Below are 19,584 nucleotides of genomic sequence, written 5' to 3'. Positions count from 1 at the left end.
ACGAGGGGGCTTCGCCCCCTCATTCAAACACATTCAACTCTTTTATTTCATCGAACACTCCTATGATTTTGTAAAAAGCGGTTACCTTTTCTAAATCTTTCAAATCCTTTTCTCTCAATGGTGCTTCTACCTCTACGAAAAACACATAGTCACCTAGAAAAGTCCTGGCAGGTCTCGATTCCAATTTTCGTAAATTGATTCCCCTGCTAGCAAAAACATCTAAAACCGATTTCAAAGCTCCAGGCTTGTCCTGAACACCAAAAAACAGGGAGGTGTATTTCCCCTCCATCTTTCCCGTTCTTCGTCTTATAATGTAGAATCTCGTTATATTTTTTTCTCTCAAATCCTGGATGCTCTTCCTCAATATGAACAAACCGTACATTTTCGCCGCCGTTTCAGACATTATAGCAGCCGATTCATCGTCCAAAAGGTTTACAGCATCACTCGTTGAAGAAGTGTAACGAATTTCTGCATGGGGTAGGTAGGTGTTCAAAAATCCAAGAGATTGTGATATAGCCTGTGGATGGGAATACACCCTCTTTATTTCCTTCAAATCCATCCTTTTTTTCGCAACAAGACAATGATGTACTTCGAGTTTAGCTTCTCCAAACACTTCTACATTGTGATTTAAGAGAGCATCCAGAACAGGAATGACAGTTCCATATGTGGAATTTTCTATCGGAACGATTCCATAATCCATCTCTCCTGCCTCCACCATCTTTATAATCTCATCCGTCGAAACACAGTACTTTATGGGTATTCTTGAACCGATCAGCTTTAACGCCATCTCATCACTAAAACTGCCCATGGGTCCCAGTACCCCCACAGTTCTCGATATTCCAAGGAGCCTGTATTCTTCTTCTTTCGCAAGCTTCATGATTTCTTCGAATATTCGCCTCATTCTTACAGGGTTCAAATAGGAACGATCGAGAATCTCTTTTATTTTCTGTTCTTCAACATCTCTGAGATCTATCGGGGAATCCGTTCTCTTCTTTTCCACAGCAATACTACCAGCCACTTTCATCCTTTCTTCTATCAATCGTAAAATGATGAAGTCTATCAATCTGATTTTTTGCCTCATCTCATTCAAATTTGTGGGCACCTTGAGAATATGAGCGATTTCTCCTACCAACGGATCAGACTCTATCGATGCGTTATGTACTTGAAGTTCCAAAATGCTCCTTTTTGCGTGATTCAAGAAAGTTTCGATTTCATCTTTCCAATCCACAAGATGGGATACATACCCCATGAGCAATGGATCTTTAAACACTTTTGCAAGAAGAAGCACAGAACAATATTTGTTAAAAATATCAACGTATTCACTCCACGAAATCCTCTTCAAGATCACACCTAGATTCGCCATTAAATCTAAGAAAGCCTTCGTGTAATCATCATCACCTTCTTCAAGAATATAAAATTCAGAAAAAGCAAATTCTCCATAGAAAACAGGAAAAATACTGGTAAAAGAGTTTATACGATCTTTGTACAGATACGTAGACTTCTTTTTCAAAGGATAAAGGTCTATCAAAGGCTTTTCGAAACAATCTCCTTCCAACAGGTCTTTGGCCACCACTATTTGTGCTTCGTCAATCGAGTCTGCGAGTTCCCAGCCCACATCTTCGAAGATTTTCATTAAAGCGTTTACCAAATTCCCCTCGCCGTGCACGTAAACTCTCAACATCTTGAACCTCCTTGATCTATCTCAAAATTCGGTAGCTTTTCTACAAGAAGAAAAAAAACATTAACCACATGCATAAAATTGCAAAACAGTGCATGATATAATTTGCCTTGAAAACCATATCTTAAAGGGGTGATAATGTGAAAACAAGCATTTTAGAAAGATTTGTATTTTCAGAAGAAGTTAGAGATATTGTAGAGAATGCTCCTGAAATAATAATACCAGAAAGTAGAAAAGAAATTCTTGAAATTGCAATAGCCGATAAGGATTTGTTCGAGGTGGGCTACGAAGTTCCTGGAAAAGGGTTCGTAGTAGAAGCTATTGTCACACGGTGCAAAAACGGATTGGTGATAAACTATCCAGAACCGTATATGAGAAGGAGAGATCCAAATGCACTCGTAGTTGGTGACAATATGGAAACAGATAAACCAAGGTTCAAAGAAAGATTTGGAATGGATTTTGAGCCCGTGAGAGAGGAAACCTTTGAATGGCTAAAAAGACAAGAGCTGATCATCATGCCTTTCATGGCTGGAGGATACGATTATGGATATCCTGCCGTACTAGTAGCACCGAAAAACGCAGGATTCTTCGTAGGGGGACTTGCTGATCTACAATTTTTTATCCCGGCAGACGAAGTCCCCGAAAATTTCAAACCGAAGTTGTACATGTTTCTTGCCCCTCCTTTCAGACATACTCACTTCGAAGGCAAGCAGGTGGTGGTACATTACAGACACAACTCTCATTACGAAATCTTCTCTTACAACCTCTATCCTGGTCCCAGTGCGAAAAAGGGCGTCTATGGTTTCTTGCTTCACATAGGGGAAAAAGAAAAATGGGTTACTGCACACGCTTCAGCAGTGAAAGTAATCACTCCTTACGAGAACGAGCTCGTGATCATGCACGAGGGTGCCAGTGGCGGTGGAAAAAGTGAAATTCTCGAAGAAATCCACAGAGAACCAGACGGAAGAATAAAATTGGCAGAAAACATACTAACCGGAGAGGTTTTCTACATAGATCTCAAGGAAACTTGTAAGCTACAACCTGTGGCAGACGATATGTTCATGTGTCATCCAAAACTTCAAACTGGAAAAAAACTCGTGGCGAAAGATGCAGAAGCTGGTTGGTTCATCAGAGTGGATCACATAACTAACTATGGAAGTGCACCAGATCTTGAAAGATTAACCATTCACCCGCCCGAACCACTTATTTTCTTCAACATATACGCTGTCCCCAATTCAACGGCTTTGATTTGGGAACACATAGAAGATGAACCTGGGAAACCTTGTCCAAACCCACGAGTTATTCTTCCAAAACGTTTCATGAAAGACGCGATATCTGATCCTGTAGAGGTGGACGTTAGAAGTTTTGGAGTGAGGACACCTCCATGTACCAAAGAGAAGCCAACGTATGGGATCGTAGGCCTCATGCAAGTGCTACCTCCAGCTATAGCATGGCTCTGGCGACTGGCAGCGCCAAGGGGATTCGCCAATCCAAGTATCGTCAGCACCAAAGGCATGACAAGTGAGGGAGTAGGAACCTTTTGGCCTTTTTCTTCCGGGAAAATGGTAAGGTTGGCTAACATACTGCTCGAACAAATCATCGATACACCTGGAACGAGATACATTCTTGTCCCCAACCAGCATATTGGTGCTTACAAGGTTGGATTTATGCCGGAATGGATTGCAAGAGAGTATCTCTCAAGAAGAGGTGGTGTAAGATTCAGACCGAATCAGCTAGTTCCGGCAAAGTGTACACTTCTTGGTTTTTCGTTGAAAGAGATGAAAATAGAAGGAATTATGATTCCAAAAGAGCTTTTACAACCACATCTTCAACCGGAGGTTGGCGAAAAAGCATTTGAAAAAGGCTCTCAAGAACTCAAAGAGTTTTTCAAAAAACAACTAAAAAAATTCCTCACCGATGATTTGAACCCAGTTGGAAGAGAAATTATACAATGCTGCTTAGACGACGGTTCACTGGAAGATTATTTAAAAATCATACCGATGAACTTTTAAAGCGGGGAGAATTCCCCGCTTTTTAAAGTCCAAAGTCTTCCAAAGTCAACAATATCTTGAATCTTCCCGGCTGTCTCACACCAGACTCTACCACCATGAAGTAATCACATATCCTCTGGGGGGAAGAACAATCTGCACAAAAACCTGTTTTGGCGCAAGGTGTTTCGAGGTTCAATCGTTTCGAATTCATAGGAGAGATATATCTCAATCTTTCTCTTGCCTCTTCGACATTTTTTACAACTTTGTTCACACTCACCACCACTATCACGTTCCGTGGACCGTAAACAACAGCAGCTACTCTGTTTCCGTTCCCATCAAGGAAGACTAACTTTCCATCCTCTGTCACAGCGTTGGCACTGGTTAAGTAGTAATCTGCCCAAAAACTTTTTCTATAGATCTCCTCTATCTCCTCCCGAGTCTTTGCGCTGTATCTGTCAAGAAAGTTGTATTTCCCTCTTCTTAGAATATCTAAGATACCGGTATCCAATAGAGTGAGAGAACCACCAACCGCAACAGTTGAACCTTCGGGGATAAGCTCTTTTACTTTTTCGAGAATATCCTTTACGTCTTGAAGAATCCAAACTTCATGTTTTTTGCGTTTTAAATTGTTAGAGACTACCTCTGCAACTTTTTCTTTTTTCCACATCCAAAGTTCGTTCCTTAAGCTCACAATATCACACCTCCTTTTCCGTCGATATTATGAAATTAATTTTGAAAGTGATCCTCTGGGAAAATCAAGTGGTAAGTTTAGTGGTAAGTTATGAACACAATTTGTAGTTACTAGGCATGAATATCATACAACATGATGTATAAGTTTCCGAAAAAAAACCAGAAAGTGAATATTTTCACAAGAAACCTACCACCATTTTCTGAAAATACCTTTATAAAGGTCTTTACGAGTGGTAGGTTTTTATCTTAAGCTTTTGATGATACCTTTAGTCATTAAAAATAATCTTTCACTGAATTTTTTAGACTCTAAAACCTTCATCAAAAGGCTTTTTCAGAAAACCTACCACCCTAAATCGCTCTATTGAAGACGATTTCAGAATAACTTACCACTAACCTACCACTGACCTACCACCTGGGTGGTAAGTTGCAGTATCAATTCTATCCCTTTTCTGATGCACAATAGAAATTTTCATATCTCTAAACCTACCACTTTGCAATGGTATTATTATTACTACTACTACTAAGAGTATAATAGTTTCGAAAAGAGGTGATGAAAATGAATTGGAAAGTCGAACTAGCAGAGATAGAAAAAAAGAAACGCTTCTTTTTAGAGGGAGAGTTCGAGCAAGATGGAATCGACCTCGACATTGGATACTGTAAATTTTTAGAACCTGTAAAAGTGAAAATGGTAGTAGCTAAAACAAAAGATGGCTTTACAGTTGGTGGTTATGTGAGAACAGTGATAGAACATCCTTGTGACAGATGCTTAGAACCAACACGAGTAGAAATAAACGGAGTGATAGAGGCACTTTATCTTCCAGAAAGTATGCGGAAAAATGTAAAGGAGGAGAAACTTGAATCTTTGAAGAACATAATATACTATCATGAGACGGAATTCGATCTGAGTGAGAGAATAATTGAAGCTATAGTTGTAGCCGTTCCAGACAAGGTTTTGTGTAGTCCGGATTGTAAAGGTCTCTGTCCATATTGTGGGGTGAATCTGAACGAAGAACCCGATCATCGGTGTGATAAAATTCCTGTGGTCGACAGTAGATTCGAGATCTTAGAAAAGCTGAAAAAGAATCTTGAAAGCAAGGAGGTATAGGTGAGATGGCGGTTCCAAAGCAAAAAAGGTCTAGGTCGAGAACGCATCACAAAAGGGCAAAGATTTACAGAGCCATAAGTGTTCCTTTAGAAAGATGCCCAAACTGTGGAGAGTATAAAATGCCTCACAGGATATGTCTCCATTGTGGTTATTACAAGGGAAAACAGGTTTTAGAGATTTCGGAGTGATGCGGTGAAGATAGCGATCGATGTGATGGGTGGTGACAGAGCGCCCAATGAAATTTTAAAGGGCGCTCTTTTGGCTTCAAAGGAGATTGAGAGTGAAATCGTATTGATAGGTCCTGAAAGAATAGTTGGAGAAACGGGGCTTCAATTTGTTCCATCCTCAGAGGTTGTGAAGATGGATGACTCACCTCTTGAAGTTTTGAGAAAAAAGAATTCCTCTATGCACATTGGACTGAGACTTGTTTCGGAGGGAAAAGTTGACGCTTTTGTGAGTGCTGGGGCAACAGGTCCGTTGTTTCTTGGAGCTACGTCGATAGTGAAAAAACTGGAAGGGGTTGAAAGGCCAGCCCTTGGTGTGGCTGTTCCTTCTTTGAAAGGAGTCACAATATTGATAGATGCCGGTGCCAACGCTAAAGTTCGACCAGAACATTTACTTGATTTTGCTTTCATGGGAATTGCCTATGCGAAAGTACTTGGGGTAGAGGATCCAAAAGTGGGACTTTTGAACATCGGATCTGAAGAAACAAAAGGGCATGAAGATCTCAAAAAGGCTTTTTCACTTTTGAAAGAAAATCTTGGCGATGTTTTCTATGGAAACGTCGAGGGACACGATATAAACTCGGGAACCGTTGATGTGGTTGTGAGTGATGGTTTTTCTGGAAATGTTGCATTGAAAACCATGGAAGGAACGGCAAAGTTGATCACTACCACCCTGAAGAAAGTCATAAAAGAAGGTGGAATCTTATCTTTATTAGGAGCACTTCTGATGAAAAGAAGTCTGAATAAGCTTAAAGAAAGACTCGATCCTAGATCTTACGGCGGCACTTTTATTCTAGGAGTAAGAGGAATCGTCGTCAAAGCTCACGGTTCTTCAGACGCGAAAGCAATTATGCATGCAATAAAGGTTGCTGAAAAAGGCATCAAGATGAGAATCGTTGAAGAGATTGGAAGGGGGATCAACAGTGTGCGGAATAGTGGGGATGGTCGGTGAAAATTTGAAAGTGGAGGACTTGGTATCATCCCTTCAGAAACTTGAATATAGAGGATACGACTCAGCTGGAATCGCCTATATTGGAAAACAATTTGACGTTTACAAGAGAAAAGGAAGAATAGATGTTTTGAAAAACGGTCTCAAACAAAGGATGAATGAGAAATTCTTTGTGGGAATTGCCCACACCAGATGGGCAACCCATGGAGAGCCAAGTGATGCGAATGCACATCCACATATGGATTGTAAGAAGGAAATCGCTGTGGTCCACAATGGAATAATTGAGAATTACAAGGAGATAAGAGATTTTTTGGAACACAGAGGACATGTTTTTTCTTCGGAAACAGACACGGAAGTTGTCGCTCATCTTGTGGAAGAGGAATTCGATGGAAATCTTCTCAACGCTGTCTTAAAGGCCGTCAGGAAATTGAAAGGAGCTTATGCGATAGCAATCGTTCATAAGAATGTGCCCGATATGATAGTCGCGGCTCGGAAAGGGAGCCCCCTCGTTGCTGGAACCGGCAATGGGGTTGGCATACTGGCTTCGGATGTAACTCCACTTTTAAAGTTCACAAAGGATGTAGTTTTTCTAGAAGATGGTGATGTAATGGTGTTAAGAAAGGATGGTTTTGAAATTTACAATTTGGATGGTGTCAAGCAAAATCGGAAAATGTATCATATAGATTGGGATGAAAAATCCGCTGAAAAGGGCGGATACAAACACTTCATGTACAAAGAAATAATGGAAGATCCCTTGGCCCTCGTGAATGCTCTTGTTGGAAGAGTAAAGAACGGTCGTCCCTTTTTCGAAGAGCTCGAGCACTTTGAAGAATTTCTCAAGGGTATAGACAGAATTCGCGTGGTATCTTGTGGGACTAGCTATTATGCGGGACTTGTTTTCAAGTACTTCGTAGAGAATCACACGGACGTTGATGTTGACGTTGAAGTGTCTTCAGAGTTTCGCTACAAAAGGCCCCATATAAAAGAGAACGATATTCTTATAGCGATTTCCCAATCTGGGGAGACAGCTGATACTCTTGAATCTGTTCGACTAGCGAAAAAACATGGTGCGAAGATTATTTCCATAGTTAATGTAGTGGGATCTACATTAGACAGAGAGTCCGACGTGTCTCTTTTCATGAACGCAGGTCCGGAAATAGGAGTTGCTGCTACGAAAACGTACGTTGCGGAGTTGTCCGTTCTTTATCTTTTGGGACTCAGGATCATGGAATTGAACGGTTATTGGAGTAAGGAAGCAGAGGAGATCTTGGACAAACTTGTTCGTATACCTGAACTTCTTGAAAACGTGTTGAGGAAAGATGATCAAATAAGGAAACTAGCAGAGAAGTACAAAGACTACAAACATTTCATGTATATTGGAAGAGGTTATGGATATCCAACGGCTTTAGAGGGTGCACTGAAACTAAAGGAAATCACTTACATCCATGCAACAGCCTATCAGGCAGGAGAGTTGAAACATGGCCCTATAGCTTTATTGGATCCCAATTTTCCGGTTTTCGCTGTGATGCCCGACGATTCCTTGTTCTTCAAAACCAAAAGTAACGTGATAGAGTCAAAGTCTAGAAATGCGAAGATCATCATTCTCGGCACCGAAGGAAACAAAAGTCTCGAAGAAATAACAGAGGATATCATTTATGTTCCTCCTACCCACGAAAGTCTTTATCCATTGATGATGGCACCTGTTATACAATTGTTTGCCTATCACATAGCCGATTTGAGAGGGCTCGATCCTGATAAGCCGAGGAATCTTGCAAAGAGTGTAACGGTTGAGTAGAACCGGAGGTGAAAACGGGTGATCGAAATACTGAGAAAGTTACTTGAGAAAATATCGGAAAAGGGAGGAGAGAACCCCGTTATTTTGGACATGAGAAGGACACCTGTTCCGACGGAATACTTCGTAATCGTTACGGCCAATTCTTACACACATATGAAGGCTTTGAGGGATGAACTGGTCGATTTGATAAAAGAGACGTCGCTACCGCTTATATACTACGACAAAGGTGAACAATACGAATGGTTGATCATAGATGCTGGTAGTGTGGTGATACATATTTTCACTGAGAAAGGCAGAGATTTTTACGATTTGGAAGGTCTTTGGATAGACGCGGATAGGATCAGCATTTGAGGAGGATGAGAGGATGGCAGGAAAATTTTGTAGTTTTTGTGGTCGAGAAATGCATCAAGTTGAAAGACTTATAGCAGGGCCAAACAACGTGTACATATGTAATGAATGTGTTGATCTATTTCACGACCTTTTGAAAAGCGACAAAAAGGTGAGAATAAAGGATGAGATAAAAGAAATACCGACCCCTGCCGACATCAAAGCAGAGCTTGACAAATACGTTATAGGACAAGAAAGGGCAAAGAAGATTCTTTCCGTGGCAGTTTACAACCATTACAAGCGAGTCTTCTCCAACATCGAGTCCAACGATGTTGAGATAGAAAAATCGAACGTTTTACTCATAGGGCCAACGGGAACTGGGAAAACTTATCTTGCAAGGATTTTAGCGAAGATCCTCAACGTTCCTTTCGCAATAGCCGATGCTACACCTCTGACGGAAGCAGGCTATGTGGGAGAAGATGTAGAAAACGTTGTTCTGAGGCTCTTAGAAGCGGCGAATTTTGATGTTGAAAGAGCGCAGTACGGAATAATATACATCGATGAGATCGATAAAATAGCCAAGAAATCACCGAATCCTTCTATAACCAGAGATGTTTCTGGTGAGGGAGTTCAACAGGCTCTTTTGAAGATACTTGAGGGGACGATTGCTAACGTACCACCTCAAGGTGGAAGGAAACACCCGTATCAGGAGTTCATAAAAGTGGACACGAGGAATATCCTCTTCATTGTTGGTGGTGCGTTCGATGGTTTGGAAGAGATAATTAAGCGTCGTTTGCAGAGTACCACAATGGGATTCGGAGCGGAGATAAAGAGCAAGAAAGAAATGAGACTCGGCGAAATATTGAGACACGTCACTCCAGATGATTTGGTACAGTATGGACTAATACCGGAATTCGTCGGACGATTGCCAGTGATAGCCACACTCGATGATTTAACAGAAGACGATCTAATAAGGATCTTGAAAGAACCTAAAAACGCCGTTGTGAAGCAGTATCAGAAGCTGTTCGAGATAGACGGTGTTAAGTTGGAGGTAACAGATGAGGCTCTTCGGGTAATAGCGAGAGCTGCTCTGAAGAGAGGAACAGGGGCTCGTGCATTGAAAAACGTGTTCGAAGAGATGATGATCGACATGATGTTCGAACTTCCTAACTTGAAGAATGTGGAAAAGGTTGTAATTACAGAAGAAGTTGCATTGGGGAAAGAAAAACCAATAGTTGTTATGAGGGAATCTGCATGAGAGTTTTGGGAATTGAAACGTCTTGTGACGAAACGGCGGTAGCTGTTCTAGACAATGGGAAAGATGTGATTTTGGATTTCACAATCTCCCAAATTGAGATCCATAAGAAATTCGGCGGGGTGGTGCCGGAGGTGGCGGCGAGGCACCACCTAAAAAATTTATCTTTTCTCTTAAAAGAAGTATTCAAGCAAGTGTCACCAGAATCAATAGATGTCGTGGCAGCTACCTATGGGCCTGGTCTCATAGGAGCTTTGCTTGTTGGATTGTCTGCGGCGAAAGGGCTTGCCATTTCATTAGGAAGGCCCTTTGTGGGTGTGAATCATATAGAAGCACACGTGTACGCTGTGTTTCTAGCGAATCCGAACTTGACCCCCCCTTTAGTTGTTCTTATGGTTTCCGGTGGTCATACACAGTTAATGAAAGTAAACGAAGATTACAGTATGGAAGTGTTGGGAGAGACCCTCGACGATTCAGCGGGAGAGGCTTTCGATAAAATAGCTAGACTCCTTGGATTAGGATATCCAGGTGGGCCGGTTATCGACGAGATTTCAAAGAAAGGAGATCCAAAGAAGTACAGGTTTCCTCGTCCTCTCTTAGATGATTCGAGTTACAATTTCAGTTTTGCTGGCTTGAAGACCGCTGTTCTATACTTTCTCCAAAAGGAGGAAAATTATAGAGTCGAAGATGTGGCGGCTTCTTTTCAAGAAGCAGTCATGGATGTTTTGGTAGAGAAAACTTTCAGATTGGCAAGAAATCTTGGTATAAGGAAGATCGCCTTTGTAGGAGGAGTCGCAGCGAACAGTAGGTTGAGGGAAAAGGTGAGAGAAAGAGCGAGTAAATGGCATTACGAGATATTTTTCCCTCCGTTGAAATTGTGTACAGACAATGCTCTTATGGTGGCGAAAGCCGGGTATGAAAAAGCAAAAAGGGGGATCTTTTCCCCCTTAGATTTGAACGCAGATCCGAATTTGAACGTTTAGTTTTCCTTTTCGCTCGAAGAAACAGTTGTTTCCTTCTTTTTTTCACTCCTTTTCGAATCTGTTATATAGAAACCGCTTCCTTTGAATATGATACCCACTTTTCCTATTGCCTTTCTCATTTTAGCTCCGCATTCTTCACATACTATTTCGGGTGTTTCGTTGATGCCGTGCATGACAGTCGTTTCGTATCCGCATTCGTCACACACGTATCTATACATTGGCACGTTTTTCACCTCCTTGAGTATGGGTCTACATAAAAAGATGGTCGGGGCGACTGGACTTGAACCAGCGACCTCCTGCTCCCAAGGCAGGCGCGCTAGCCGCCTGCGCTACGCCCCGATCCATCTATAAATGATATCATCAAATCATGTTCAGTTCAACTGGTCTGTTCCTTTTTCTTTCTCATGTAGAAAGCCATGATCAAATTAAGAATACCGAAGATGAGACCATTGGCTATAGCAGCCCCTTTTGAACCAGTAATTCCCGAAATAAACGAGGATACAACAAGCCAAATACCTGATAACAGAACTATCCACGAAATCCTCGTTTCCTTTAAAGCTGCCAAACCTGTTATCAGAAAGATGGCACCAACTATCAAGAAATTCCATAGGTTCGCTCCTTTGGATCCGGAAATGCCAGGTATCAACACAGAAACGATCAACCAAATTGCAACGATAAGCGTGACCCATCCCTTTCCGCTCATGAGATATCACCTCCCTAACCCAGAATTATAAAATTTTTGATTTCCGTTATTGAAGAGTTTCTTTGAAATATTGACTACAAAAACATTTCTATAATATTTCATTTCCATAATCGTTTCTATAAGACATCTTTTGCGGAGGAATCGAACCTGCCTTAGTGTGAATAACAATGATACAATAGCTAGTGAAAAAATCGAAAGGAATCCAACTGTGAAAATTTTCGAACAAAAAAATTACGGAGGGAAGATATGTGAAGAAAGTTCTCATCGTTGATGATAGCAAGTTTTGGCGACTGGTGATTGGAGATATTGTTAGGGAAATTGAAAGTAACATAGAGATCGTTTTTGCGGAAAGTGGTACTGATGGATTTCAAAAAGCTCTGAAATACAAACCTGATTACCTTATCGTTGACTACAACATGCCCGATCTTTCGGGTTTGTATCTCTCTGTTGTTCTGCGTGAAATGGATGAATTCAAAGACACTGGTATAGCTATTTTGACCGCGTCTTCGGACGTGGTGAATCAACTTTGGGCGGAGAGAAGTGGGGCGAACGTATTTATAAGAAAGGAAAAGAAAGAAGAAATTGAAAAAAACATCAGATCTTTTCTGGAATCACCTCATAAAACGTCTAAGAGTGAAGTCGAAAGTGAAGGAGGTAATATTTTTCAGATAGTTGAAAAAAGATTGAAAAGAGAAATCTTGGAAAAGGAGATTCTATCTTACCTGAGATTCACCCGGGACGAGAGATATGTTGTATCGCTGCTCGGGATTCTCTTCAGATACTTTTCCAAGTTCACTTCATTCAGAGTACTTCTTCTTTCAACAAGTGAGGGAAGAATATATTCTTTTGGGAAGCCTGTAAGAAGAGAGACTCTGAAGCAGTTTTTCCTCGCTAAGATGGAGAAACCGATTTCTCCTTCCCTATGGTCATTCCATGGTGTTTTTGGTGACAATGTACCCTCTGAGGAAGCTCTTCACATGGTTGTGAAAGACGAAGGAGAAGAACTCGGGGTTCTCCTGTTTGAGGAAATAGAAAACCGCTATCTTTTGAAGTCTGTTATCGAGGAAGCTGCTTCCAGTTTGAGAATCCTTTTCAGAAATCTGAACGATTTTCGAGACTATATGGTTGCCTCTGAGACGGACGCTCTCACAGGTTTGTTGAATAAAAGAGCGATCACAAAAGTTTTAGAAGATTCTTTGAAAAAGAACACAGATGTGGCAATTGCTATGATGGACATCGACGATTTCAAGAAGATAAACGATGTTTTTGGTCATCCAGTTGGAGATGAGGTCTTGAAGATAGTGGGTAAAATTTTGAAAGAATCTGTGATGAACGGCAAAGTAGGAAGGTACGGTGGAGAAGAATTCATAATAGTGTTCGAAACCAACGATCGTAATTCAGTGGAGGAAACAATGAACGAAATAATGGGGAAAGTTAGGAGTTTCGACTGGAAAAAGATTTTCGGAGTTGAAAGAAAAGTCACCTTGAGTGGTGGAGTAGCTTTTTCCAATGGGACGATCTCCCCAGCTGCTTTGGTAGAGGAGGCGGACAAGAAGCTTTACATTGCCAAGCGTTCCGGAAAAGATCGCTTCGTGATATAATACTGAAAAAATATGGCAGGTGGGAAGATGCATGTATTGAAACTGGTTTCCGATCTTGAAACACCAGTTTCAACTTTCATGAAAGTTTCCAAAAATGAGGACTTCGCATTTTTGTTGGAAAGTGTTGAGCTGGGATCTACCTTTGGGAGGCATTCCTTCATAGGTATTGGAAAGAAAGATGTGTTTTTTCTTGAAAAAGGTGTTTTGAAATCCTCGAGTCGAAACTTTGAGTATTCTTCTTCCCCCCTAAAGGTCATTAAGGACTGGCTTGAAATTTTTAAATACGATGTAAAACACGAGGAACTTCCTTCTTTTAGGGGAGGAGCTGTTGGTTTCGTCAGTTACGATTACATAAAGTACATAGAGAAAATAGGTGTTAGAGAATCTATTTTTCCTACTTTTTATTTCATCATACCCGAGCACCTTATAATATTCGATCATTTAAAAAACAATGTCTTCATCGTTAGCGAAACCCCAGAGGAACTGGCAGCAAAGATTATGACGCCGCTTGAGAAATTTTCAAAGGAGAACGCCTTCGTAACTGAACCAGAATCAAATTTCGATCGAGAACAATTCTACAGAGCTGTTGAAAAAGCAAAAAGGTATATAGTAGATGGAGATATATTTCAGGTGGTGCTTTCACAGAGTTTCACTTTTAAAACGACTTTGGATCCATTTTGCATCTACAGAGCTTTGAGAATGATAAATCCATCTCCCTACATGTTCTACCTTAAATTTGGTGACATCGTGGTCCTTGGGTCTTCTCCTGAAACGATGGCAAAAGTAGAAAAGAATAAAGCGACAGTGAAACCGATTGCTGGAACCAGACCACGTGGAAGAACCGTAGAGGAAGATTTGAAACTAGAAGAAGAACTCCTCCATGACGAAAAGGAGATAGCAGAACACGTGATGCTTGTCGATCTCGGCCGGAATGATCTTGGAAGAGTGTGCAAAGAAGGAAGTGTTCGAGTAGAGAAAAAGATGGTTATAGAAAGATATTCACACGTTATGCACATAGTTTCTCAAGTAAGTGGTGAAGTTAAAGAGGGTAAGGATGCTATAGACGTTTTTGAAGCTACTTTTCCTGCGGGTACCGTTTCAGGTGCTCCGAAAGTTAGAGCGATGGAAATCATAGAGGAATTGGAACCAACTCCACGAGGACCCTATGCAGGTGCTGTTGGATACTTTTCGTTCCCTGATGAACTCGGGAGAATGAATATGGATTCTGCTATCACTATCAGATCTTTCTTTTTCAAGGGAAAACAAGGATGGATTCAAGCCGGGGCGGGGATCGTTTACGATTCCGTACCCGAACGTGAGTACCAAGAGACTTTGAACAAGCTCCGTGCACTTTTCAGAAGTCTTGAAATTGCCCAAAGAATTCAGGGGGGATTATTTTGAAAAAGGTGATAGTAATAGATAACTACGATTCGTTTGTCTACAACATAGTCCAGTATACGGGCGAAGTTGAACCAAATTGTAAAATCGAAGTCTTCAGGAACGACGAAATAACCATTGAAGAAATCGAAAGAGAGAATCCCACACATATTGTGATTTCTCCGGGGCCAGGAAGGCCGGAGGAAGCAGGTATTTCGACCGAAGTTGTGAAATATTTCAGTGGGAAGGTCCCTATACTGGGAGTGTGCTTGGGACATCAGGTAATAGGATACGCTTTTGGCGGAGAGATTGTACACGCGAAAAGGATCCTTCATGGTAAAACATCCAAGATCGTCCACAACGGAAGGGATATCTTTTATGGCCTCAAAAATCCTATTGTTGCAACACGTTACCATTCCCTGGTAGTGAATGAACGATCTCTACCTGAGTGCTTGGAAATCACCGCAAAAAGCGAAGACGGGGAAATCATGGGTTTGAGACATAAAGAACATCCAACCTTCGGAGTACAATTCCATCCGGAATCGATTTTGACTGAAGAGGGTAAAAAGATTATAAAGAATTTCTTGAATTTTGAGAAGATGGTTGCGCACTCATCAAGTGCAGAAAAAATAGATGTGGTCTCCGCTGTGAAAAAACTCATAGAGTACAAAGATCTGTCATTTGAAGAAAGTCGCCTTGTAATGGAACACATCATGTCTGGTGATGCTACAGATGCTCAAATAGCCGGCTTTCTGGTTTCTCTCAGGATGAAAGGAGAAACCGGTGATGAGCTCGGTGGTATGGCTTCTGTTATGCAAGAGAAAGCTGTTTTCGTTTCTCCCCCATCTTCCCAAACGGTTGATACCTGTGGAACAGGCGGAGACGGATTTGGGACGTTCAACATTTCCACCGCAACGGCGTTTGTGGTTGCTGCCGCAGGAGTTCCTGTTGCCAAACATGGTAACAGATCCGTTTCGAGCAAAGTTGGAAGTGCCGATGTTTTGGAAGCGGGAGGCTACAAACTGGAGAAGTCACCGAAAGAGATGGAAAAGGAACTCGCGGAGCTGAACTTTTCTTTTCTTTTCGCCCCACTTCTTCATCCAGCGATGAAGCATGTCATGTCAGCTAGAAGACAACTCAAAATCAGAACGGCTTTTAATCTTCTCGGTCCCATCACGAACCCTGCTCGTGTAAAATACCAAATCGTTGGTGTGTTCGATTTTTCATTTGCACCCAAACTCGCACAAGCCCTTCAAAAACTCGGAACTAAGCGATCAGCAGTTGTGTCGGGAGGATTCACCGATGAACTCACCACTTGCAGAGAGAACAATGTCCTCTTAGTGACACAAAACGAGATTGTACCAATTGTGATAGATCCTCAGGATCTGGGATTGAAAAAAGGAAATCCAGATGATCTGAAAGGCCCTTCTAAGCCGAAAGAAGCTTACCGCCTCTTGGAAAGAGTGCTCAAAGGTGAAGCTCTTAGAACGCAGATAGAAACGGTCGCACTCAATGCAGGTGTTCTATTCTGGTTGATTGGTGAGAGTGATACCATGAGAGATGGTGTAGAGCGAGCAATAGATTTGATCTTGAGTGGTTCGGCGTATAAAAAATTAAAGGAGGTAATGGATTATCAGAAAACTTTGGGAAATAGTTGAAAGGAAGAAAAAGGATCTTTTGGACTTGAAAGAGGAGGAATTGTTGCTCAAAAAAGGAAGCCACGGCTTTCTTAGAGCTCTTTCTGGAAAGGAAAGAGTGAAGATCATAGCGGAATTCAAAAAAGCTTCGCCTTCTGCTGGAGATATAAACTCCAAGGCGAATCTAGAGGAATATGTGAAACTTTACGACGAACTTGTGGATGCGATCAGTATCCTCACTGAACGTCATTTTTTTAAAGGTGATGTTGGTTTCATAAAAATCGCAAGAAGATTAACGAAGAAGCCCATCCTTGCCAAAGATTTTTACATAGATCCAATCCAAGTGAAATTAGCCTCCAGTGTGGAAGCGGACGCTATACTCATAATCGCACGTATTCTCACGAGGGATCAAATAAAAGCACTTTACGATCTTTCAGAAAGCTTAGGAATGGATTGTCTTGTAGAAATCCATTCTAGAGAAGATCTGGAGAAAGTATTAGATGTTATAAAGCCCAAGATTTTAGGAATAAATACGCGAGATTTGGATACTTTCGAGATAAAAAAGGATGTATTGTACAATCTCCTTCCTTTGATACCAGATGATACCGTGATTGTAGCAGAGAGCGGAATAAAAGAACCTGTGGAGTTGAGAGATTTAAAGGGAAAGGTAAACGCGGTGCTTGTGGGGACATCCATTATGAAAGCTGAAAATCCTAGGAAATTTTTGGAAGAGATGAGAGCATGGTCAGAGTGAAAATATGCGGTGTAACAAATTTGGAAGATGCTCTGTTTGCCGTGAAGTCTGGAGCAGACGCAATTGGGTTTGTATTTTATTCAAAAAGCAAACGGTACATTCCCCCTGAAATAGCTCGTGAAATCTCTTTCAATTTACCCCCTTTCGTCTCTCGAGTGGGGGTCTTTGTAAACGAACCTCCAGAAAAGGTCTTGAAAGTTGCCTCATTTGTGAAATTGAGTGCTGTACAACTTCACGGAAGCGAAGATGTGCGTTTTTGTGAAAAGATAAACGAGAAGGTTACTGTAATAAAGGCCTTCGGCGTTTCGAACGTTTCTGATATCGAACGTGCCATTGAATATAAAAAATTTCCAATCCTTCTTGATACAAAAACAGATACCTACGGTGGAAGTGGCAAGACGTTCGATTGGTCCTTGATATTGCCTTTCAGGAAGGAATTTCGATATCTCATTCTATCCGGCGGTTTGAATCCTGACAATGTGGAAGAAGCTGTGAGGAAGGTGAAACCTTTTGCGGTTGACGTTTCTTCTGGTGTGGAAGTGTTTCCAGGAAAGAAAGACCACAGGAAGGTCGAAGAGTTCATAAAAAAGGCAAAGGGGTTGTGGAAATGAAAGGATACTTTGGAACTTATGGAGGACAGTATGTTCCGGAAATACTCATGCCCGCTTTGGAAGAGTTGGAAAAAGCTTATGAAGAAGTTGCTGAAGATGAACGTTTTTGGGAGGAATTCAATGATCTTCTGAGGAATTACGCGGGGAGGCCCACTCCTTTATATTTAGCGAGGAGGATGAGTGAAAGGTACAACGCAAAAGTGTATTTGAAACGTGAAGACCTCCTTCATACAGGAGCCCACAAAATAAACAACGCGATCGGTCAGGTCTTGCTCGCAAAAAGGATGGGAAAGACTAGGATTATCGCGGAGACGGGAGCGGGACAACACGGTGTGGCCACGGCTACTGCCGCTGCTCTTTTCGGAATGGAGTGCGTCATATACATGGGAGAGGAGGATATCATCAGACAAAAGCCCAACGTTGAACGTATGAAGCTATTGGGTGCAAAAGTAGTACCCGTAAAGAGTGGTAGTAGAACTTTAAAAGACGCAATAAACGAGGCTTTACGTGACTGGATAACGAATCTTCAAAACACTTATTATGTCATTGGATCTGTTGTCGGACCTCATCCTTATCCACTAATTGTGAGAAACTTTCAAAAGGTGATTGGTGAAGAGACGAAAAGACAAATATTGGAGTGCGAAGGTAGATTACCAGATTACATCGTTGCGTGTGTGGGTGGTGGGAGCAATGCGGCAGGAATGTTCTACCCTTTCATCGATTCTGGGGTAGCGTTAGTGGGAGTTGAAGCGGGTGGACACGGATTGGAAACAGGGAAACACGCTGCTTCACTTCTCAAAGGTAAAATGGGCTACCTCCACGGTAGCAAAACTTTTGTGCTTCAGGACGAATGGGGACAGGTTCAGATTACTCATTCTGTCTCTGCTGGTCTCGATTATTCTGGAGTGGGACCGGAACATGCTTATTGGAAGGAAACAGGGAAAGTTCTCTACGACGTCGTGACAGATGAAGAAGCCTTGGAAGCTTTTCTAGAACTTTCTAGATCGGAAGGAATTATTCCGGCTCTTGAAAGTTCGCATGCTTTAGCGTATCTGAGGAAACTCGATTTAAAAGGGAAGATAGTAGTGGTTAACCTTTCCGGTAGGGGCGATAAGGATCTCGAATCCGTGTTGAATCATCCTTATATCAAGGAGAGGATAAAATGAAAGGATTCATTGCATACATTCCTGCTGGGTTTCCAGATCTCGATACCACAAGGAAAATACTTTTCGCCCTGGATGAGTTGGATATAACGGGAGTGGAGATAGGTGTTCCATTCTCGGATCCGGTGGCGGATGGTCCTGTGATACAGAACGCTCATAAAGTGGCACTAGACAATGGAATCAATTTGAAGAAGATCCTGGAGATGTTGCGCAGGATTCCTGTGAGGTACGATCTTTATATCATGAGTTATTTGAATCCCCTTGTGAATTATCCCGAAGGAAAGGAGAAACTTCTCGGTGAACTTAAGAGTTTGGATGTGAAAGGATTAATCATACCAGATCTTCCTTTGAGAGAGGTTAAAAACGTTGACATCGACTTTCCCATAGTTCCTTTCGTGGCTCCGAACACGAAGGATGAGGAAATCGAATTGATAAACAGTGTGAGAGCTCCGTTCGTGTACTACATTTCCAGGTACGGTGTAACAGGGGAAAGAGAAGATCTGCCGTTTGCTGATCACATAAAGAAAGTGAAGAAAAAAGTAAGATTACCACTTTTTGTGGGTTTTGGTATTTCTAAATACGAACAAGTAAGAAAGATTTGGGAGATAGCAGATGGTGTGATCGTGGGAAGTGCCTTAGTTAGGATCATGGAAGAGAGCGAAAAGGAAGAGATACCTCAAAAGATTGTAAAGAAAATCAAAGAATTGTTGGGAAAAAAATGACCCCGCGTTGGCGGGGGTT

General features: G+C 41.6%; 19 protein-coding genes and 1 tRNA gene. 15 read left to right on the top strand and 5 right to left on the bottom strand.

What is annotated here, in order from left to right:
• Positions 1–19 precede the first annotated feature (19 nt).
• Positions 20–1,681, bottom strand: coding sequence for a prephenate dehydratase (gene pheA, locus AS005_RS07685; protein ID WP_233186291.1), 1,662 nt, complete (start codon positions 1,679–1,681; stop codon positions 20–22).
• 137 nt (positions 1,682–1,818) lie between these two features.
• Here pheA and AS005_RS07680 point away from each other — a divergent pair, with 137 nt between their 5' ends.
• Positions 1,819–3,690, top strand: coding sequence for a DUF4914 family protein (locus tag AS005_RS07680; protein WP_101511126.1), 1,872 nt, complete (start codon positions 1,819–1,821; stop codon positions 3,688–3,690).
• A gap of 22 nt (positions 3,691–3,712) precedes the next feature.
• On the opposite strand, the gene AS005_RS07675 is transcribed toward AS005_RS07680, so the two are convergent.
• Positions 3,713–4,360, bottom strand: coding sequence for a lactate utilization protein (locus AS005_RS07675; RefSeq protein WP_101511125.1), 648 nt, complete (start codon positions 4,358–4,360; stop codon positions 3,713–3,715).
• 555 nt (positions 4,361–4,915) lie between these two features.
• On the opposite strand from AS005_RS07675, the gene AS005_RS07670 reads away from it, so the two are divergent.
• The 7 genes from AS005_RS07670 to tsaD are packed head-to-tail and all read left to right on the top strand — an operon-like array spanning position 4,916 to position 10,997.
• Positions 4,916–5,464 (top strand): DUF177 domain-containing protein, encoded by a 549-nt coding sequence (locus AS005_RS07670; protein WP_101511124.1) that lies wholly within the window; start codon positions 4,916–4,918, stop codon positions 5,462–5,464.
• A gap of 5 nt (positions 5,465–5,469) precedes the next feature.
• Positions 5,470–5,652, top strand: coding sequence for a 50S ribosomal protein L32 (rpmF, locus tag AS005_RS07665; protein WP_101511123.1), 183 nt, complete (start codon positions 5,470–5,472; stop codon positions 5,650–5,652).
• A 4-nt stretch (positions 5,653–5,656) separates the two neighbouring features.
• Positions 5,657–6,640 carry a phosphate acyltransferase PlsX gene (gene plsX, locus AS005_RS07660; RefSeq protein ID WP_101511122.1) on the top strand — a complete coding sequence of 328 codons (984 nt, stop codon included), beginning with the start codon at positions 5,657–5,659 and terminating at the stop codon, positions 6,638–6,640.
• Positions 6,612–8,432 (top strand): glutamine--fructose-6-phosphate transaminase (isomerizing), encoded by a 1,821-nt coding sequence (gene glmS, locus AS005_RS07655; RefSeq protein ID WP_101511121.1) that lies wholly within the window; start codon positions 6,612–6,614, stop codon positions 8,430–8,432. The genes plsX and glmS overlap by 29 nt, the downstream gene beginning before the upstream one ends.
• A gap of 18 nt (positions 8,433–8,450) precedes the next feature.
• Entirely contained in the window at positions 8,451–8,783 is a 333-nt protein-coding gene (rsfS, locus tag AS005_RS07650) for a ribosome silencing factor (RefSeq protein ID WP_101511120.1), read from the top strand.
• A gap of 13 nt (positions 8,784–8,796) precedes the next feature.
• Positions 8,797–10,017: an ATP-dependent Clp protease ATP-binding subunit ClpX gene (gene clpX, locus AS005_RS07645; protein WP_101511119.1), complete on the top strand. Its 1,221-nt coding sequence runs from the start codon at positions 8,797–8,799 to the stop codon at positions 10,015–10,017.
• The gene (gene tsaD, locus AS005_RS07640) at positions 10,014–10,997 is read left to right on the top strand and encodes a tRNA (adenosine(37)-N6)-threonylcarbamoyltransferase complex transferase subunit TsaD (RefSeq protein WP_101511118.1); all 984 of its coding nucleotides are present in this window, start codon (positions 10,014–10,016) and stop codon (positions 10,995–10,997) included. Before clpX ends, tsaD begins: the two co-directional genes overlap by 4 nt.
• Here tsaD and AS005_RS07635 read toward each other — a convergent pair.
• The 3 genes from AS005_RS07635 to AS005_RS07625 form a co-directional block, all read right to left on the bottom strand.
• On the bottom strand, positions 10,994–11,215 hold the full coding sequence (locus AS005_RS07635) for an FmdB family zinc ribbon protein (protein WP_233186294.1): 222 nt from the start codon (positions 11,213–11,215) through the stop codon (positions 10,994–10,996). The genes tsaD and AS005_RS07635 overlap by 4 nt on opposite strands.
• A gap of 44 nt (positions 11,216–11,259) precedes the next feature.
• A tRNA-Pro gene (locus tag AS005_RS07630) sits at positions 11,260–11,336 on the bottom strand.
• 37 nt (positions 11,337–11,373) lie between these two features.
• Positions 11,374–11,700: an SPW repeat protein gene (locus AS005_RS07625; RefSeq protein ID WP_101511116.1), complete on the bottom strand. Its 327-nt coding sequence runs from the start codon at positions 11,698–11,700 to the stop codon at positions 11,374–11,376.
• Positions 11,701–11,948: 248 nt separating this feature from the next.
• Between AS005_RS07625 and AS005_RS07620 the strand changes: the two genes are divergently transcribed.
• Genes AS005_RS07620 through trpA form a run of 7 tightly spaced genes read left to right on the top strand, consistent with a single transcriptional unit; the run spans position 11,949 to position 19,565 of the window.
• A complete protein-coding gene (locus tag AS005_RS07620; protein WP_101511115.1) occupies positions 11,949–13,301 on the top strand; it encodes a diguanylate cyclase in 1,353 nt (450 codons plus the stop codon).
• Between the two features lie 27 nt (positions 13,302–13,328).
• Positions 13,329–14,702, top strand: a complete 1,374-nt coding sequence (locus tag AS005_RS07615; RefSeq protein WP_101511114.1) for an anthranilate synthase component I family protein — start codon at positions 13,329–13,331, stop codon at positions 14,700–14,702.
• 5 nt (positions 14,703–14,707) lie between these two features.
• Complete coding sequence (locus tag AS005_RS07610; protein ID WP_233186293.1) at positions 14,708–16,336, top strand: bifunctional anthranilate synthase component II/anthranilate phosphoribosyltransferase; 1,629 nt, start codon at positions 14,708–14,710, stop codon at positions 16,334–16,336.
• Positions 16,311–17,069 (top strand): indole-3-glycerol-phosphate synthase, encoded by a 759-nt coding sequence (locus tag AS005_RS07605; protein ID WP_101511112.1) that lies wholly within the window; start codon positions 16,311–16,313, stop codon positions 17,067–17,069. Before AS005_RS07610 ends, AS005_RS07605 begins: the two co-directional genes overlap by 26 nt.
• Complete coding sequence (locus AS005_RS07600) at positions 17,057–17,680, top strand: phosphoribosylanthranilate isomerase (protein ID WP_101511111.1); 624 nt, start codon at positions 17,057–17,059, stop codon at positions 17,678–17,680. The genes AS005_RS07605 and AS005_RS07600 overlap by 13 nt, the downstream gene beginning before the upstream one ends.
• On the top strand, positions 17,677–18,846 hold the full coding sequence (trpB, locus tag AS005_RS07595; RefSeq protein ID WP_101511110.1) for a tryptophan synthase subunit beta: 1,170 nt from the start codon (positions 17,677–17,679) through the stop codon (positions 18,844–18,846). Before AS005_RS07600 ends, trpB begins: the two co-directional genes overlap by 4 nt.
• Positions 18,843–19,565 carry a tryptophan synthase subunit alpha gene (trpA, locus tag AS005_RS07590; protein WP_101511109.1) on the top strand — a complete coding sequence of 241 codons (723 nt, stop codon included), beginning with the start codon at positions 18,843–18,845 and terminating at the stop codon, positions 19,563–19,565. Before trpB ends, trpA begins: the two co-directional genes overlap by 4 nt.
• Positions 19,566–19,584 lie beyond the last annotated feature (19 nt).

This window comes from Thermotoga sp. KOL6 (genome assembly GCF_002866025.1).
Taxonomy (GTDB): domain Bacteria; phylum Thermotogota; class Thermotogae; order Thermotogales; family Thermotogaceae; genus Thermotoga.
The sequence above is the reverse complement of the archived record's forward strand: the minus strand, read 5'-3'. Positions and strand labels throughout refer to the sequence as shown.

Excerpts from the sequence above, each read along its gene's own strand:
- pheA (WP_233186291.1), bottom strand. The coding sequence starts at position 1,681 with ATGTTGAGAGTTTACGTGCACGGCGAGGGGAATTTGGTAAACGCTTTA.
- AS005_RS07670 (WP_101511124.1), top strand. The coding sequence starts at position 4,916 with ATGAATTGGAAAGTCGAACTAGCAGAGATAGAAAAAAAGAAACGCTTC.
- rpmF (WP_101511123.1), top strand. The coding sequence starts at position 5,470 with ATGGCGGTTCCAAAGCAAAAAAGGTCTAGGTCGAGAACGCATCACAAA.
- clpX (WP_101511119.1), top strand. The coding sequence starts at position 8,797 with ATGGCAGGAAAATTTTGTAGTTTTTGTGGTCGAGAAATGCATCAAGTT.
- tsaD (WP_101511118.1), top strand. The coding sequence starts at position 10,014 with ATGAGAGTTTTGGGAATTGAAACGTCTTGTGACGAAACGGCGGTAGCT.
- AS005_RS07635 (WP_233186294.1), bottom strand. The coding sequence starts at position 11,215 with ATGTATAGATACGTGTGTGACGAATGCGGATACGAAACGACTGTCATG.
- AS005_RS07625 (WP_101511116.1), bottom strand. The coding sequence starts at position 11,700 with ATGAGCGGAAAGGGATGGGTCACGCTTATCGTTGCAATTTGGTTGATC.
- AS005_RS07615 (WP_101511114.1), top strand. The coding sequence starts at position 13,329 with ATGCATGTATTGAAACTGGTTTCCGATCTTGAAACACCAGTTTCAACT.
- AS005_RS07600 (WP_101511111.1), top strand. The coding sequence starts at position 17,057 with ATGGTCAGAGTGAAAATATGCGGTGTAACAAATTTGGAAGATGCTCTG.
- trpB (WP_101511110.1), top strand. The coding sequence starts at position 17,677 with ATGAAAGGATACTTTGGAACTTATGGAGGACAGTATGTTCCGGAAATA.
- trpA (WP_101511109.1), top strand. The coding sequence starts at position 18,843 with ATGAAAGGATTCATTGCATACATTCCTGCTGGGTTTCCAGATCTCGAT.